Source organism: Borreliella bissettiae DN127 (genome assembly GCF_000222305.1).
Classification (GTDB): Bacteria; Spirochaetota; Spirochaetia; order Borreliales; family Borreliaceae; genus Borreliella; species Borreliella carolinensis.
The window spans coordinates 795,546-810,870 of the sequence record NC_015921.1; the positions used below are offsets into that span (position 1 = coordinate 795,546).

The 15,325-nt window shown below is 27.1% G+C and carries 16 protein-coding genes and 1 tRNA gene; 4 read left to right on the forward strand and 13 right to left on the reverse strand.

All coding sequences use genetic code 11. The features are described from left to right. Position 1: 1 nt before the first annotated feature. Positions 2 to 961 (reverse strand): ribonuclease Z, encoded by a 960-nt coding sequence (locus BBIDN127_RS03775; protein ID WP_014023962.1) that lies wholly within the window; start codon positions 959 to 961, stop codon positions 2 to 4. Between the two features lie 191 nt (positions 962 to 1,152). After that, the gene (locus BBIDN127_RS03780) at positions 1,153 to 2,220 is read right to left on the reverse strand and encodes an NAD(P)/FAD-dependent oxidoreductase (protein WP_014023963.1); all 1,068 of its coding nucleotides are present in this window, start codon (positions 2,218 to 2,220) and stop codon (positions 1,153 to 1,155) included. 200 nt (positions 2,221 to 2,420) lie between these two features. Here BBIDN127_RS03780 and BBIDN127_RS03785 point away from each other — a divergent pair, with 200 nt between their 5' ends. The 3 genes from BBIDN127_RS03785 to BBIDN127_RS03795 all read left to right on the forward strand — a co-directional run bounded on the left by BBIDN127_RS03785 (position 2,421) and on the right by BBIDN127_RS03795 (position 3,874). Next, positions 2,421 to 3,017: an ATP-dependent Clp protease proteolytic subunit gene (locus tag BBIDN127_RS03785; protein WP_014023964.1), complete on the forward strand. Its 597-nt coding sequence runs from the start codon at positions 2,421 to 2,423 to the stop codon at positions 3,015 to 3,017. Positions 3,018 to 3,063: 46 nt separating this feature from the next. Beyond that, positions 3,064 to 3,723, forward strand: a complete 660-nt coding sequence (locus tag BBIDN127_RS03790; protein ID WP_014023965.1) for a hypothetical protein — start codon at positions 3,064 to 3,066, stop codon at positions 3,721 to 3,723. 67 nt (positions 3,724 to 3,790) lie between these two features. After that, positions 3,791 to 3,874 (forward strand) — tRNA-Leu (locus BBIDN127_RS03795). A 12-nt stretch (positions 3,875 to 3,886) separates the two neighbouring features. Here BBIDN127_RS03795 and BBIDN127_RS03800 read toward each other — a convergent pair. Both BBIDN127_RS03800 and BBIDN127_RS03805 read right to left on the reverse strand, forming a co-directional pair. After that, positions 3,887 to 4,741, reverse strand: a complete 855-nt coding sequence (locus BBIDN127_RS03800) for a DUF368 domain-containing protein (protein WP_044054980.1) — start codon at positions 4,739 to 4,741, stop codon at positions 3,887 to 3,889. Between the two features lie 29 nt (positions 4,742 to 4,770). After that, the gene (locus BBIDN127_RS03805; RefSeq protein WP_014023967.1) at positions 4,771 to 5,109 is read right to left on the reverse strand and encodes a nucleoside triphosphate pyrophosphohydrolase family protein; all 339 of its coding nucleotides are present in this window, start codon (positions 5,107 to 5,109) and stop codon (positions 4,771 to 4,773) included. Between the two features lie 112 nt (positions 5,110 to 5,221). Here BBIDN127_RS03805 and BBIDN127_RS03810 point away from each other — a divergent pair, with 112 nt between their 5' ends. Beyond that, positions 5,222 to 6,109, forward strand: coding sequence for a LysM peptidoglycan-binding domain-containing M23 family metallopeptidase (locus BBIDN127_RS03810; protein ID WP_014023968.1), 888 nt, complete (start codon positions 5,222 to 5,224; stop codon positions 6,107 to 6,109). Positions 6,110 to 6,366: 257 nt separating this feature from the next. Here BBIDN127_RS03810 and BBIDN127_RS03815 read toward each other — a convergent pair whose 3' ends face one another. The 9 genes from BBIDN127_RS03815 to rpoS form a co-directional block, all read right to left on the reverse strand. Further along, a complete protein-coding gene (locus tag BBIDN127_RS03815; RefSeq protein WP_014023970.1) occupies positions 6,367 to 7,725 on the reverse strand; it encodes a sigma-54-dependent transcriptional regulator in 1,359 nt (452 codons plus the stop codon). Positions 7,726 to 7,727: 2 nt separating this feature from the next. Then, the gene (locus BBIDN127_RS03820; protein ID WP_014023971.1) at positions 7,728 to 8,876 is read right to left on the reverse strand and encodes a two-component system sensor histidine kinase NtrB; all 1,149 of its coding nucleotides are present in this window, start codon (positions 8,874 to 8,876) and stop codon (positions 7,728 to 7,730) included. After that, positions 8,873 to 9,919: an AAA family ATPase gene (locus BBIDN127_RS03825; protein ID WP_014023972.1), complete on the reverse strand. Its 1,047-nt coding sequence runs from the start codon at positions 9,917 to 9,919 to the stop codon at positions 8,873 to 8,875. The genes BBIDN127_RS03820 and BBIDN127_RS03825 overlap by 4 nt, the downstream gene beginning before the upstream one ends. Positions 9,920 to 9,929: 10 nt before the next feature. Next, positions 9,930 to 10,418 (reverse strand): CvpA family protein, encoded by a 489-nt coding sequence (locus tag BBIDN127_RS03830; protein ID WP_014023973.1) that lies wholly within the window; start codon positions 10,416 to 10,418, stop codon positions 9,930 to 9,932. After that, complete coding sequence (murG, locus tag BBIDN127_RS03835; RefSeq protein ID WP_014023974.1) at positions 10,415 to 11,506, reverse strand: undecaprenyldiphospho-muramoylpentapeptide beta-N-acetylglucosaminyltransferase; 1,092 nt, start codon at positions 11,504 to 11,506, stop codon at positions 10,415 to 10,417. Before murG ends, BBIDN127_RS03830 begins: the two co-directional genes overlap by 4 nt. Positions 11,507 to 11,654: 148 nt before the next feature. Beyond that, the gene (locus BBIDN127_RS03840; RefSeq protein ID WP_014023975.1) at positions 11,655 to 12,449 is read right to left on the reverse strand and encodes a PfkB family carbohydrate kinase; all 795 of its coding nucleotides are present in this window, start codon (positions 12,447 to 12,449) and stop codon (positions 11,655 to 11,657) included. Continuing rightward, complete coding sequence (gene tsaD, locus BBIDN127_RS03845) at positions 12,424 to 13,464, reverse strand: tRNA (adenosine(37)-N6)-threonylcarbamoyltransferase complex transferase subunit TsaD (protein WP_014023976.1); 1,041 nt, start codon at positions 13,462 to 13,464, stop codon at positions 12,424 to 12,426. Before tsaD ends, BBIDN127_RS03840 begins: the two co-directional genes overlap by 26 nt. Next, positions 13,461 to 14,339: a divergent polysaccharide deacetylase family protein gene (locus BBIDN127_RS03850; RefSeq protein ID WP_014023977.1), complete on the reverse strand. Its 879-nt coding sequence runs from the start codon at positions 14,337 to 14,339 to the stop codon at positions 13,461 to 13,463. The genes tsaD and BBIDN127_RS03850 overlap by 4 nt, the downstream gene beginning before the upstream one ends. Positions 14,340 to 14,389: 50 nt before the next feature. Next, positions 14,390 to 15,190 (reverse strand): RNA polymerase sigma factor RpoS, encoded by an 801-nt coding sequence (rpoS, locus tag BBIDN127_RS03855; RefSeq protein WP_014023978.1) that lies wholly within the window; start codon positions 15,188 to 15,190, stop codon positions 14,390 to 14,392. Positions 15,191 to 15,325 lie beyond the last annotated feature (135 nt).

A 15,325-nucleotide genomic window follows, 5' to 3' on the forward strand; every position in this document is an offset into this window, starting at 1 on the left:
CCTATTTAATAATAAAGTTATTTTTGTTTGCTTCAAGTCTCATCCCATCTCTTGTTAAAAAAATTTCTCCGTCTGGATATTCCAATTTTGCCTCCTTTAGTAAGTTTTCAAGATCTTTTCTTAATGTATATCTTTCGCTAAAATGAATAAGGCCTGTTTGTAAAACTTTTGCTTGCTTGACAATATTTGCAGCTTCACCAGCTGTTAAGTGAAGTTTTTTATCTGCTTCTTTTTTTAGCTCATTTTTAAATGTGCTCTCAATTATTACAAGGTTAAAATTTTTGATTTGTTGTATTAGTTCTTTAAAATAACCAGTATCTGTAAGGTATGCAACTTTTAGTCCTTTTTTAGATTTCCCAAGTATTTCTAATGGCTTTATAATTTTTCCGTTTACCAATATTTCTTTTCCATCTTGCAGGGCTTTTCTAATAGGCCCTTTAGGAATATTTAACTCTTCTGCTTTTTCTGTATTGAATTTCCCAGGTTTATCTTTTTCTATGAATAAATATCCAACACATTCTATTGAATGTTTTAGTTTGGTGTATTCAATTTTTTTTGTTTTATCCTCATATATTATTTTGTCGGTTTTATCTATGATTATTTCTTTATAAATTATTTCATAGTTTTTATATATTTTAAGCATATTTATATTGGCTTTTGTATAGTTTTTTATTCCAACAGGCCCAGCAATTATTAATGGGTCTTTTCTTGTTTCTCCACTTTGTGACATCAGCATCACTATTCCGAGTAGTCCTGTGATGTGATCAGCATGCAAATGTGTAATACAAATCATTTTTATTTTTTGCCAAGATATTTTTTGCTTTCTTAAAGACATTTGAGCTCCTTCTCCACAATCGAATAAAAAATTATCCCCATTGTATTCGATTAGCACGGACGACAAATATCTGTTATGGAGCGGCCTTGTTCCCCCAGTCCCTATAATATTAATATTGAATCCCAAAGATTATTCTCCTGGTTTGTTCTGAAAGTATTAATTAATTTTAATTGGTTTGTTAAATTTTGCCTCACTTTCTAGTTTCTCTTTGGATAAGAATTATTTTAGCTTAACTTAAACATTATATTATTTTTTTTTGAATTTAGAAATATTAAGAGATATAATCGTGTATTAGCATAAATTTGAAAATTTTGATTTTAAGAATGATCCAAAATATTATAGTATTTTTCATATCTTTTAATATTATAATGATTTGGAATTTTGTCAATTTTTTCAATATTATTAATCAATAAATTAGATAAGTATGGTGCCATTGATATGCCCCTTGTTCCAAACCCATTTAATATGAAGATATTTTTATACTTGGGGTGTTCTCCTAAGAAAGGCTCTCTGTCAAGGGTTGAAGGTCTTATGTGGGCTTTTTGATCAATAACTTTGCATTTTAGATTTGTTATTTTTTTAAATTTTCCCAATAATTCTAATTTTGCCCATTCATTTGTAAGCGTATTCCAAGTGTTCCATTCGTAAGTGCCCCCAAGGTAAAATTTATTGCCCTTTAAGTGAATTAAAGATACGTGTCTATTGTAAACCTCTTTAAAATTTAATTTGTTACATTCTAATATAATGATTTCTCCTTTTGCAGGCTCAAATGGGAGATAAGAAAAAAATCCTTTGAGTTTTTCTTTATATCCTTTTGCAAATATTAATTTTTCAAATTTGAAATCTTCTATTTTGAAAGAACTTTCTTCAAGATTAATTTGATTTTCGTCTATATTTTTGTTTATATATGAATTTTTTTTGATTATATATTTTTTAATATTTTTTATGTAGATTTTTGTATTAATTCTGGCGCCTTTTATTATCATTCCGCCGTTAGAGTCGTTTGAGAAATTGTAAATTTTTCCATCTTGTATTTTTAAAATAAAGTTTTTTATGTTTTTATCATTTTGAAGTTTATCAATCAGTTCATTTTTTTGATTTTCAGTAGTAAAAGGTCTAAAAATATTTTTTTCTATAAAAAAATTAGATTTAATGGTTTTTTCAATTTCTTGATAGTAGTTTTTTGCAAATTCAAAAATATTTGGCTCTCTCCAGGCAATGTTCATTTTCCTACCCATAATAGGATTAATAAGTCCGCCCGCTACTATTGTTGCTTTTGTATCTTCATTGTCAAAAAGAATTACTTTTTTATTTCTTTTAAGCAGTTCGTAAGTAACAGTGCTTCCTGCTATTCCTCCCCCAATAACTGCAAATTCATAATGCATTATAAACTCCTTTTTGAATTTTACTTATTTGTAAAATTTAGAGTATTTTTTGGCTTTGATGAAGTTTGATTAAAGATTTATTAGTCTTTTTCTTTTTATAAAGTAAGTGCAATTGTTTAATTTTTGTGCTTTTTTATCATTTAAAAACCTTTTATTTTCAATTATAATATATCATTATGTTTTTGTATAAGGGATGTTTTATGACCGGGAAAGAAGATAATGATGCTTGTATTTTGCATGATAAATCATTGAAATTAGTTTTAAAGAGTAGATCAATAGTTATTGCTGGTGAGATTACTAAGGATGTTTCTAGGCTTTTCCAGGAAAAAATATTATTGTTAGAGACTTTGGATTTTAAAAAGCCCATATTTGTGTACATTGATTCAGAAGGAGGCGATATTGATGCTGGATTTGCTATTTTTAATATGATTCGTTTTGTTAAGCCTAAAGTTTTTACAGTTGGAGTAGGGCTTGTAGCCAGTGCTGCCGCTTTAATTTTTTTGGCTGCAAAATTAGAAAATAGATTTTCACTACCTTTTGCCAGGTATTTATTGCACCAGCCTTTGAGTGGATTTAAAGGAGTTGCTACAGATATTGAGATTTACACTAATGAGTTAAATAAAGTTAAAAAAGAACTTAATAATATTATTTCAAAAGAAACAGGTCAAAAAATTTCTAAAATAGAAAAGGATACCGATAGAGATTTTTGGTTAGACAGTGACGCTGCAAAAAAGTATGGACTTGTATTTGAAGTTGTTGAGACAAAATGCCAACTTGAAGAGTTTATTTCTTCTTAATGTTTTATTTTTTTCCTGCAATTTTGTAGATACAGATTTTAGTGTTTTGGAGCTTAAGGTTGCAAATTTTGATTTAAATGATGACCCTTCTCAAGGGTTGCTCGATTCTGCTTATAATATTTTAAATCAAAGTTTTGATTTAATAATTATTAAGAATCTTGAGAATAAAAATGTGCTTGATTTAATTAATAATAGAGTTTTATTTGGAACTTTTAAGAATGCTTATTTTATTGATCAAGGCAAGGGACTTTCTGTTAGCATTCTTTCTAAGCACCAAATAAATATTAAAGTTTTAAGTGTAATTCAAGATTCTTGTAATTTAAAATTAGGATTGCTTGTGGATTTTAAATTTAAGAGCAATCACTATGGTATTGTTATTTATAATTTAAGCAAGGATTTTATTAAAAATCCCGTTAGTTTGCAAATTAATGAGCAAATTTTATATTTAAAAGCCCAAATAGATAAATTAATTTTTATTTTAGATGAATCTGAATTTGTTATTTTTGATTTATTGATCAAAAATGGATTTTTTAGCTTAATAAATGATTCAAACAATATTTCAATGTTAGCAAATAAAATTGATTTTAGAGTTTTTTCTAATTTTTTTGCTAGGGTTTCTTTATATTCATTTATGTTTGTAATTGAAGATTATTTGCACAGCAATTATGTTATTGAAAATTTTCCTCAAAAAATAGTTATCAATTGAATTTTTATATTTATTTTATTATTTAGCTTGACATTGCAATATATTATTATTTAATATATTATTCTATGCCGAAGTGGTGGAATTGGTAGACACACAGGACTTAAAATCCTGAGGAGGAAGCTCCGTACCGGTTCAAGTCCGGTCTTCGGTATTTTTAAATTTTTTATTGATATTTTTCAGCCAATTTTTTGTTTATAAAGATTCCCAGTGTAAATAATGCTCCTAAAGATGTAAAAGATGCAAAGTCGATTTTAAAGTTCAATTTTAATACAATTAATATCATTTGTAGAACTGATCCAAAAATTAAGCCTTTTGATAAATAAATAAACTTATTTAAGTTATTATCTATTATTTTCTTTATTATTAATATTGATGTAATTATTCCTATTGTTGCAGCTGTTGCAAATATTGTAATAAGTGTAATGTTAAATTCAGATATAATAAGTATTATTTCTTTATAAAAGCCAAGTAGCAAAAGCATTGCAGATCCCGAGATCCCCGGTAAGATCATTGATGCTCCGCTTATTGTTCCAGAAGATATCAATAATAAGTAATATTTTATTGAGCTTTTGTCTTTAGGTATTGTACTTTGCAATTGTATATTTGATTCTTTGATTATTAACAAGAGTACAATAATGCTCATGCCAATAAAAAACAATAAATTATTTAATATTTTTGTATTACTATTTATCTCTATAGATATTTCTGTTTTTAGTGTTATTATATTCCCAAATGTTAATCCTATGAAAAATGTTATTAGCAGCGCTTCCATTATTCCATTATCAAAAGCATAAGCTTTAAATATTTTTGCAGTTAATAATATTGAGGTTAGCATTCCTGTTGCCAAAATAGTTAAAAACATTAAATTTTTTTTAATTTCTTTGAGCTTTAAGATTTCTGAGATAGAGTTTATTATTTTGTAATAAATTTTTAATATTAAGGCCAGTGTTCCCCCAGAAACCCCCGGAATTATGTTTGCAATTCCAAGCAAGATTCCCTTGATATAAATATTAAGCATTTTTATTTTAGGTTTTTAATATTTTTAATTTAAATGTCTTCTCTGTCGTCGCCTTCGCCATTTATTGTTCCATTTTCATGTCGCTTTTGTATTTTTCTTAGGTTTGTAAGAGCAACATCTTCAAGCGTAATGCCCAAATTATTGCTTAAACTTGATAAGTACCATAATACGTCCCCAAGTTCTTTTTTAATTGATATTAAATACTCATCATCAATAATGTAATTTTTGTCTCTTCCTAATTTTTTTATTTTTTCAACAACTTCTCCAGTTTCACCAGCAAGACCAAGTGTTGTTAAAATTAATTCTTCTTTTTTATTTTTATATTTAGCAGTTTTTTTTGCTTTTTCTTGGTATTCGTTTAGCTCCATGTTGAGAGAAAGTTTATTACAGTTTAGTATTATTTGCAAGTCCAAACATGATTTATTTTTTTTTTGTTTTTTATTATATTTGATTAATTAATAGTAAAAGAATTTGGTATGAATGAGTAAAACTTTTTTAATATTTAAAATAGGTTTCATTTTTTTAAATATAATTTGTGTTTTTTCTTATCCAGAAATAAAGAATTTTTCAAGAAAAGATCCTGTTTTTTCTGATCTTAAAATTAAAGTTTTAAAATATAACAAAAAACAGCATATTCCCTTGTTTTTTTACTTGTATAAAGTTAAAAAAGGAGATACTTTTTTTAAAATTGCCAATAAAATAAATGGATGGCAGTCTGGCATTGCTACTGTTAATTTATTAGATTCCCCCGTTGTGAGTGTTGGACAAGAGATTATTATTCCTAGCAAAAAGGGAGTTTTTGTTTTTGATAGTAAGGATTACAGGTTTAATAATTTACTTTTAGCAACAAGAGATCTTACTAAAGCTGAAAAGGTAAAAATTAAAAGGAATGACAGAGTTTATGAATTTTATTTTTTTGATTTTGTCAAGAATCCGGATTTTGGACTTTTTTCAGGCACAGAGTTGCTTTTTTTCTTAAATGCCAACTTTATTTTTCCTTTAAAAAAATTTATTGTTAGTTCTGATTTTGGATTTAGAAATGATCCTTTCACCGGTAATAAAAGTTTTCATACGGGAATAGATCTTGCAGCTCCAATGAATACGGAAGTGTATTCTTCTTCTTCTGGAGTAGTCATTGAAGCTGGATACAATGATCTTTATGGTAATTTTGTTGTAGTTGGTCATAAAAATAATATTAAATCTCTTTATGGGCATTTAAATTCATATTCTGTAAAGATAGGGGATTTTGTTAAATCGGGTGAATTTCTTGGAAGAGTAGGGCAAACAGGGCGTTCAACGGGGCCCCATTTACACTTTGAAATATTAAAAAAAAATATTCCCATTAATCCCTTGAAGGTTTTAAAGTAAAGCTGGTTGCAAGCCAGCTAAATATATGATATTATCAAATTGTATTGATTATTAATAAATAATGATGTATAATTATTTGTTTGATAAAAATATTTTTACACTTTTATACCAAGATTTTAAAAGAAAGTGTTTCATTTTAATATAATTATTGGTATTAAAAAATTTTTTGGTTTCAAAACTATACATTTAATTTAAAGCAATATTATTTTTTTGTATTTATTATAATTTAATAATATAATAATCGTTTAAAAGAAATATTATTGATCAATGTTATATTCGATTATTTTATTGTGTAAAGTTTTTCTTCCTATTTTTAGTATTTTAGCGCATTTGCTCTTGTTATTTTTAGAATGAAAAAGCGTTTGTTTTATTATTTCTTTTTCTGCCTCTTTTAGGCTAATTCCTATTGGTAGTGTTATTTTAAATATAAGATTTTCATTATTTTTGATTTTTACTGGTAAATCTTCTTTAGTGATTTGTTTACCTTTTGATAATATTAATGCGCTTTCAAGTACATTTTTTAATTCTCTAATATTTCCTGGCCAATCGTAATAATAGAGAGCTTTCATTGCATCATTAGAAAGAGTTTTTTCTTCTCTGTTGTTTTCTTTTGCAACGTCTTTTATTAGTATGTTTGTCAAATAAGATATATCATCTTTTCTCTCTCTTAAAGGTGGTATGTTTATATTAATAATATTTAATCTATAAAATAAATCTTCTCTAAATTTTCCCTTTTTAATTTCCTCTTCAATGTTTTTGTTTGTTGCAGCCAGAAGTCTGATATCAACTTTAATTGTAGTTTCCCCCCCGACACGTTCAAAGGTTTTGTTTTGCAGCACTCTTAAAAGTTTAACTTGAATTTCAGGCGAAATTTCTGCTATCTCATCAAGGAAAATTGTGCCTTTGTTTGCAAGTTCAAATCTACCCTTTTTTTGGGAAATTGCTCCAGTGAATGCTCCTTTTTCATGGCCAAAAAGTTCGCTTTCAAGAATGCTTTCAGAAAGTGCAGCGCAATTTACTTTTATAAATGGTTTGTCATTTCTATTTGAAAGATCGAAAATAGCATCCGCTATTATTTCTTTGCCAACACCGCTTTCGCCTGTTATAAGAATAGATGCATTTGATTTTGCTATTTTTATTACAAGTTCAAAAATTTTTTGCATTAATAGTGATTTTCCCATAATTTTTTCATAGTATTTTAGGTCTTTTCTTATTAGTATATTTTGTAAATTGGCATTTTTATCAGCGTTATTTTCTTTTTTATTTAGTGATCTTTTTATTATTAGTAAAAGTCTTTCAAGGTCTAAGGGTTTTGTTAAAAAATCGTAAGCACCTTCTCTCATGGCATCCACGGCAGAATCAACTGTTCCGTGGGCAGTTAGAATAATAAAAGGGATTCCCAGGTTTTTTTCTTTAACTATTTTGAGCAATTTTTCTCCAGATATCTGAGGCATTCTCAGGTCAGATATTATTACATCAAGATTTTCATTTTCAATTGTTTCAAGAGCTTCTTCTCCGTCACTAGCAGTGAAAACAAAATAACCCTCATCCTCAAGATAAGTGGCAATTCCTTCTCTAATATTCTTTTCGTCATCAGCTACAAGTATTTTGCTCATTTTCAATACCCTTCAATTAAAATATTTTTTTTATTTAGTTTAGGAAGTGTAATTGTAAAAATAGTGCCTTTGCCTTCTTTGCTTTCCACAAAAATTTCACCCCCAAGCTCTTTTATTATTTTATAGGAAATAGTAAGGCCTATTCCACTTCCTTTTTCTTTTGTGCTAAATTGAGGTTTAAATATTTCCTCTTTTACATCATCTTTTATTCCATTTCCATTATCTTTTATGTTGATATGTATTTTATTGTCTTTTTCGAAGAGAAAAATTTCTATTTTTTTTATTTCTTTTTTTGTTTCAAGTAGTGCTTCTTCTGCATTTTTAACTATATTTATAATAACTTGTTTTAACAGTTTCTCATCAATGAGAATATTGCTTGTTTTGTTTAAATTAAGCAATAGTTTTATGTTTTTGTTTTCTAATCCAGGATTTAACAATTCACACACACCGCCTATTACTTGTTTAATGTCTTTTTCTTGTAAGTTAATTTTTATTGGCCTTACGGTTAATAAAAATTCTGTTACTATTTTATCTACTCTGTTTATTTCTTCTTTTATTACTTTAAAATAATTTTCAGCTTTGCTATTTTTTATTTTTTCTTTTTCAATTTCCTTTTTTAGTAGTTGTAAATTTATATCTATTGCTCCAAGTGGGTTTTTGATTTCATGGGCAATATTTCTTGCATGTCTTGTAAAAGAGGCTAAAGCCTCAACTCTTCTAAACAGTTCTTCTTTCTTTTTTTTTTCTTTAATGTCTTCGATTAAAATAATATTGCCTTCAAGTTTTTTTTCTTTTACATAGGGCATAAATGAAATTTTAATATATATGCTGCTTGAGATTGGAACTTCTAATCCTATTATTTTATCTTCTGTTCTAACTAGTTCTTTTATTAAATTTATTAAGATTGGAATTTGAATATCATCAAGAATTTCTATTTTTAATTTAGACGTTAAAGCTAAAATTTGGTATAAAATCTTGTTTGAGTAGATTATATTGTTTTGTTTGTCAAGCACAATGATGCCTTCATTAATTGATGCAAATATTCCGTCATATATTTCTATTTTTTTGTAAATTTGTTCAATAAATTTAGTTTTTTCTTCATTAGATAATTTGTTTAGCTTTGTTAAAGCTTTTTTGAAAAAATTATTCATATCTCCTCATAATTTAGCATCAAGTTTTCTATTATTAATTTTTTATTTTGATTATAAGGGCGATATTTGTAAATATTTTTCAAATGCTGTGTATATTTGAGATATTGATTTATGTTTATTTTTTTTTCTAAAAAATCTTTTCTAATGTTAAATGCAAGTTCGTTTAAAAATATTTTAAAGCTTTGATCATCTTTTATAAATTCGCTTTCTTCAAGATTAAATATGGATTTTTTTTCTTTTATTATATTTAGAATTTTTATCAATTCTTTTTTTATTTTTTTGCTTTCTTCTTTGTAAAATGAGGCAAAATACTCCTCAATTGTTATATCTTTATTTATTAGAAAGCTTTCCTTGAATTTTTGAATTTCTAAGTTTCTTTCTGATTTTGTGAAATTGTAAACTCTAAGTCTTGAAAGTATTGTTTTTGGTATTTTGTTTTTATTTCTTGCTGCTAAGATAAAGTAAATATTTGAAGGTGGCTCTTCTAGTATTTTTAAAAGTGAATTATGTACGTTGAATGATAAATTTTCGATTTCGTTTATGTATATTACCTTTGGTTTTTCTTTTTCAGAAAAAATCCAAGTTTGAATTTTTTTTACATCATGAACAGTAATACTATGATTTATTTCTTTGTTTATATTTTCTATATTTTTTATAAGCCCATTTTTTATGTTTTCATTGTATTCTTTTTCATAATAAACAGAATTAATATAGTTGATATTTTTCTCTATTTTTTTCAAATTTTTTTCATTACTGAAATTACATTTGGTAAAGATTACAGTTTTAATGTACTCTAAGTATTTATTTGCTATTTGGTGTGAATTTGTAGAAAGATGCGCTTTTGCTTCTACTGTATCTAAATTTGAGAAAATGAGTAAATTGGGGTTTGTTAAGTTTTTCCCGTTTAATATTTTTTTTGCAATCTCAATAGCGCTGATTTTTTTTGATGAAAATTTTTCTCCTAATAAAAGAATTGCATTTGGCAATAGTTTTTGATCATATGCGTTTATTATGTCTTGAGCAATTTTTGGAAGCATTGTCATTTTTGGCTCCTTAGTTTGTTTTTGAAATTTTAAAGAGATAGTTTATTCCAGGATTTAAATAATCAAGTAGCTTGCTTTCTTTTAGGAAATATTCGGGTTTAAATATTTGTTGTGAGTGTATTATGTAAACCACTATTGCAATTATTCCAAAAGCTTCAAGTAGGCCAAGTACTAGGCCCAGTATTCTATTAAAGAATAATAATTTAAGTTGACTTATTATTGACTCTATTAATGCCTGTAGGATTAAAAATCCTATATGTATGAGCAGAAAAAATACAAGTAGTGCTTGAATGTAGGATAGTTCAACAATAGGCTCAATCAGCTTTCTAAACTCTTCGGTTTTTTTGTAAAGCAGTAGTATTAAAACAAAAACTTCAGCAAATCCACTAATTTCTTTAATAAATCCTCTTAAAAATCCTCTAAATCCTAAAGATGTAAAAATTATTATTATTAGTATGTCTACTATTCCGGTTATTTTTACAGGATCGTTTGTTATCATTTAGATTTTGTCTCCTTAATATCTTTTATTAGTAATTTGGCTATTAAAGTTGAAGAATGCTTATTGTTGAATTTTTTGATATTTTCTTTGAGAGAGTTGATTTTTTCTTTATCTTTTAAAGTTTCTTTTATGATTTTTAAAATATTTGTATTTAAAATTTCATCTTCATCTATATAAATGCAAGCATTTTGATTTTCTAGTAGTTTTGCATTTTTAATTTGGTCTCCTCTAGAACCTTTTTTAAATGGAATCAAAATTACACATGTGCCAGCATTTGCAAATTCTTTTATTGCTCCGGCTCCAGCTCTGCTTATTATTATATTGGAAAATTTAACTATGCTTGCCATTTCTTCTGCGCCAAAAAATTGTCTTCTCAGATAATTGTCTTCTCTTAAGTCATTTAAGTTTTTCCCCGATTGATGAATGAAATATATTCCAATGTCCCTTTTAATACAGAGTGCAATGGTGTTTAAAGCATTAGCCCCAAGAGATCCCCCAAGTATGCTAATAATTGGCTTGTCAGTGTTTTGTGTTAATTGTTTGATGATTTTGGGGTTTGGAGTTAAAAATTCTCTTCTTATGGGAGATCCTGTGTAGACAATGTTTTTGTGGCTTTTGAAGTATTTTTCGCTTTCTTTAAAGCTTATGTGTATTTTATTTGCGAATTTAGAATTAATTTTTGTTGCAAGTCCGGGGTCTAGATCCATTTCGTGGGTTATTCTTTTTATTTTTAGCAAGCTAGATGCAATAATTGCAGGGGTTGAAACAAATCCCCCAGTTGCATAGATAATCTGAGGTTTATATTTTTGTAAAATATAGAAGCTTTTTATTATTCCAAGTATTACTTTGAAAAAGTCAGTAAAGTTTTGAAAAGAAAAATACCGCCTAAGTTTGCCACATGGAATCGAAATAAATTTAATATTATTTTGTTCTTTTATTAATTTTTCTTCTATAGATTTTTTTTTGCCTATCCAAAAAAATTCAATTTCATTGTCAAGTTCTTTTAATGTCTGTATTATGGATATTCCTGGAAATACGTGACCCCCAGTTCCCCCTCCTGTAAAAAATATTATTTTTTTATTTGACATATATTTTTTTACTCATAAAAATAATAAAGCATACGCTTTGTAATAAATTTTTTGTACATTTTATTTTAGCAATATGTTTCAATTCAAATATTTCCTTTGTACTAAAAATCGACTCATTCTTTAAAATTGAATTTAATGAAATTTAAATTCAAAATGTATTTTTTAAAAATTTTTCAATCTGAACCCCTTCTTTTTTTAAAGCATTTTCTTTAATTGAATCTTTTATTATTAAGTGAATAGCTTTTGTTGTTTTTTCTAGGGCTTTTTCTATTTCGAATTTTTCCAAGTATCCTATAAGCAAACTAGTAAACAAATCTCCTGTTCCGCTGAAATTTTGTTCTAATTTTTCTAAAAAAAATTCTGAGTATTCTTTGTTTTTGGGATTGTAACAAATGTTTCCCAAAAGATCTCCTTTTTTAACGCTTGTAACAACTACTATCCCTTTTGTATCAAGATTTAATATTGCTTTTATGATATCATCTTTGTTTTTAAGTTGTGGGCTTTTGCTTAGCATTTCAAGTTCAGTGATATTAGGCGTTATTATGTTTGCATACTTTATTATTTTTCGAAATCCACTAATTATTTTATTATCAAATGTAGGGTAAATTATTCCATCGTCAGCAAACACAGGATCAATTACAATTTTTTCAAATTTTATTAATTTAATTATTTTTTCTATTGTTAGTTGTTGTTTTTCGCTTCCTAGAAATCCCGTATAAAGTATGTCAAAGTGCTCCTTTTGCTCTTTCCATATATTGATAAATTTTTCCAAATGATCGGTTAAATCTACTATTTCAAATTTTTTATAAGCCGTGGAAGCAGAAAGGACGGCTGTTACAAAAGGACAAACTTGCATATTAAACGAAGATATTATCGGTATGCATATTGTAAGAGATGTTCTTCCCATGCTTGAAATATCATGCATTGCTAAAATTCTTTTCATTATTTTTCCCCCTATGTTGGTTTTTGTAATTTTCTATTCTTGAATTTGCATCAATTTCGATTGGACTTTCCCCATATTTTAAATACATATTAAATCCAAGGCCCGCAATCATTGCTCCATTATCTGTGCAAAGATCAATAGGAGGGTAGTAAGTTTGTATTTTAAGTTTATTTATTTTTTCTCTTAAATATAAATTGCTTGCAACTCCGCCTGCTATTACCAATTTGTTAATTTGAGTATCTTTTATCGCTCTTTTTAGCGGGGTTATTAGATTTTCAAATGCAGCTTTTTGAAAGCTTGCAGCTATATTATTTTTTGTTGTTGGATTATCTTTGATTTTGAATTTTTCGAGTTGGTGTATGCAGGCTGTTTTTAGTCCAGAGTATGAAAAATCATACCAGTTTTCTTTTTTTTTAAAGGTGGCAACTGGAAATTGAAATGTGTTTTCATCTCCATTTTTAGATATTTGTTCGATGTTTGGACCTCCCGGAAACCCCATATCATAATGTTTTGCTACTTTGTCAAAAGCCTCTCCGCAAGAATCATCTAAAGTTCTTCCAAGTATTTCAACATCATCAAAATTTTTTTGTTTAGCAATCAATGTATGTCCACCACTTAATAATAATGATATAAACGGATATTCTATTTTTGAGTGCATTAAAGGAGCATAAAGATGGCCTAAGATGTGGTCAATACAAATAATAGGTTTTTTTAATGAAATTGCTAGACCTTTGGCAAAGTTTAATCCAACTATTAAAGACCCAATAAGTCCGGGTCTAGATGTTACAGCTATTAAATCAATTTCAGATATTTTAGTATTTGCCTTTTTGAGTGCTTTTATACAAACAGACATAATAGCTTCAGTATGAAGTCTTGAAGCAATCTCAGGTACTATGCCATAATATTTTTTGTGTTCTGTTTGACTTAATTTTATATTGCTTAAAATATGAATTCCATTTTCTACTACAGCTGCGCAACAGTCGTCACAAGAGGTTTCTATTCCAAGTACTTTCATCTGATTGTTTCCTCGTAAAGATTTAATAAGTTTTCAAATTCGAATTCCTGGTTTAAATCAGGCTCCTCTTTTTTAAGGACTTTTAGCGTATTTTTAGACCAAATGTGTCCGATTACTTTTACTATTCCGTTTTTTCTGGCAATATTTTTTGCTTTTTCAAGTTCCTTGATTACGGATTCTTCTGTATCTTTGCTATCAAGAAATACGTCTCTTTTTTCTACCTTAATCCCAATTTCTTTACCTATTATTTCTGGTACGCTTCCTGCAATAGTTACGCTGTCGAAAAAATATCTGTCAATCTCTTTAAGTTTTTCTAAAATTATTTTCATCAAATCTTTGTTTGAGGTGATTAAACTTCCCATATGGTTATTCATTATTTTTGCATCAGGATACTTTTTAAATGCTTTTTCGATTTTTTTATGTATTTCTTCTTTTTTATCTTTTATGTTTATATGAAATTTTTCTATTGAATTTCTATGTTTTGATTGCATTGGAAAATGTATTATTACTGATTTGTTAGCATTTATAAGTTTTTTGTATAAACTCATTGATTTTGGTAAAAATGGAATAATAGCATAATTTATTTTAAGATTAAGTTTTATAAATTGTGCTAACATAAATTCATCATAACCCACATCGTCGATGATTAAGTAAAACTTAGGCTTGTTTTTGGCGATTTCATCTGTTTTGTTGTTTTTTATTGTTAAGTTGGTTTTTTGTATTTTTTCAAACCTATTTTTAAATGGGACATTTGCAACTTTTGAATTGTTGTTAAAATAGAAAAAACTTGCAAATGTCTGAGTTGCTGCAATAATAGAGATTATAATAAAAACGACAATAATAAACTTGTTTTTTTTAATATAAAATATAAACATTCATGACCACTGACTTAAAAGTAGACCAGAACATGTCATGAATGTCAATGTTAATTTATCTCTTCTTTTAGTTTTTTAAGAACTCTTTTTTCAATCTGTCTTACAGTTTCTGATGATATTCCAAGTTCTGTTGAAATATCTTTTAAGGTGCTTTTTTTGGGGCTATTGTCTAGGTTGTATCTTTTTTTGATTATGTATCTTTCCTTTTCATTTAATTTTGTTTCAAGTATATAGTTCAAATGTTTTAGAGTTGAATCTTGTTCAAGGGTAATTTCGGGGTTAAAAGAATTATCCTCGTATAGATTCAAGAGTGTTGAATTTTCTGATCCCTCTATTTCTTTGTCCAGAGAATATTCTTTTTCAAGATAAGGAATAATTTTTATATACTGGGCAGGAGATAAATTGAATCTTTTCATTATTTCTTCTTTTTTGGGCGATTTTTCTTCTTCTGTTAAATATTTATTTATTTGTAGTATTAGATTTTCTTTTCTGTATGGGACTTTTACCAATCTAGTTTTAGTGTTTAATGCTCTTTGTAGTGACTGCTTGATCCAGAATGATGCATAAGTTGAAAATTTGGTATTTTTATTTGGGTCATATTTTTCAGCAGCCCTTATTAATCCCAAGTTGCCTTCTTGAATTAAGTCTTCAATTTTTAGTCTTTTGCCAGCATATCTTTTTATTATTTTTAAAACAAGTCGCAAATTTGCATTTATCATCTTATTTTTTGCTTTTGCATTGCCTCTTTGTATTTGTCCTGCAAGTTTAATCTCTTCTTCGTGAGTAATTAGTTTGTGTTCTCTTACCGATTTTAAATATATGTTTAAATCCTCGTTGCTAAATATATTCATAATATTATATTTTCTCCCCTTTCTTGAATATTGTGATTAAGTTTTACTACTTAGCTTTCATGCAAAAATTGTGCCAATTTAGTTTAAAACCATTTTTAAATTAAATTGGATATAATTTTGAGGTTGGGGGTGGAT

Excerpts from the sequence above, each read along its gene's own strand:
- BBIDN127_RS03780 (WP_014023963.1), bottom strand. The coding sequence starts at position 2,220 with ATGCATTATGAATTTGCAGTTATTGGGGGAGGAATAGCAGGAAGCACT.
- BBIDN127_RS03785 (WP_014023964.1), top strand. The coding sequence starts at position 2,421 with ATGACCGGGAAAGAAGATAATGATGCTTGTATTTTGCATGATAAATCA.
- BBIDN127_RS03800 (WP_044054980.1), bottom strand. The coding sequence starts at position 4,741 with ATGCTTAATATTTATATCAAGGGAATCTTGCTTGGAATTGCAAACATA.
- BBIDN127_RS03805 (WP_014023967.1), bottom strand. The coding sequence starts at position 5,109 with ATGGAGCTAAACGAATACCAAGAAAAAGCAAAAAAAACTGCTAAATAT.
- BBIDN127_RS03810 (WP_014023968.1), top strand. The coding sequence starts at position 5,222 with ATGAGTAAAACTTTTTTAATATTTAAAATAGGTTTCATTTTTTTAAAT.
- BBIDN127_RS03815 (WP_014023970.1), bottom strand. The coding sequence starts at position 7,725 with ATGAGCAAAATACTTGTAGCTGATGACGAAAAGAATATTAGAGAAGGA.
- BBIDN127_RS03820 (WP_014023971.1), bottom strand. The coding sequence starts at position 8,876 with ATGAATAATTTTTTCAAAAAAGCTTTAACAAAGCTAAACAAATTATCT.
- BBIDN127_RS03825 (WP_014023972.1), bottom strand. The coding sequence starts at position 9,919 with ATGACAATGCTTCCAAAAATTGCTCAAGACATAATAAACGCATATGAT.
- BBIDN127_RS03830 (WP_014023973.1), bottom strand. The coding sequence starts at position 10,418 with ATGATAACAAACGATCCTGTAAAAATAACCGGAATAGTAGACATACTA.
- murG (WP_014023974.1), bottom strand. The coding sequence starts at position 11,506 with ATGTCAAATAAAAAAATAATATTTTTTACAGGAGGGGGAACTGGGGGT.
- BBIDN127_RS03840 (WP_014023975.1), bottom strand. The coding sequence starts at position 12,449 with ATGAAAAGAATTTTAGCAATGCATGATATTTCAAGCATGGGAAGAACA.
- tsaD (WP_014023976.1), bottom strand. The coding sequence starts at position 13,464 with ATGAAAGTACTTGGAATAGAAACCTCTTGTGACGACTGTTGCGCAGCT.
- BBIDN127_RS03850 (WP_014023977.1), bottom strand. The coding sequence starts at position 14,339 with ATGTTTATATTTTATATTAAAAAAAACAAGTTTATTATTGTCGTTTTT.
- rpoS (WP_014023978.1), bottom strand. The coding sequence starts at position 15,190 with ATGAATATATTTAGCAACGAGGATTTAAACATATATTTAAAATCGGTA.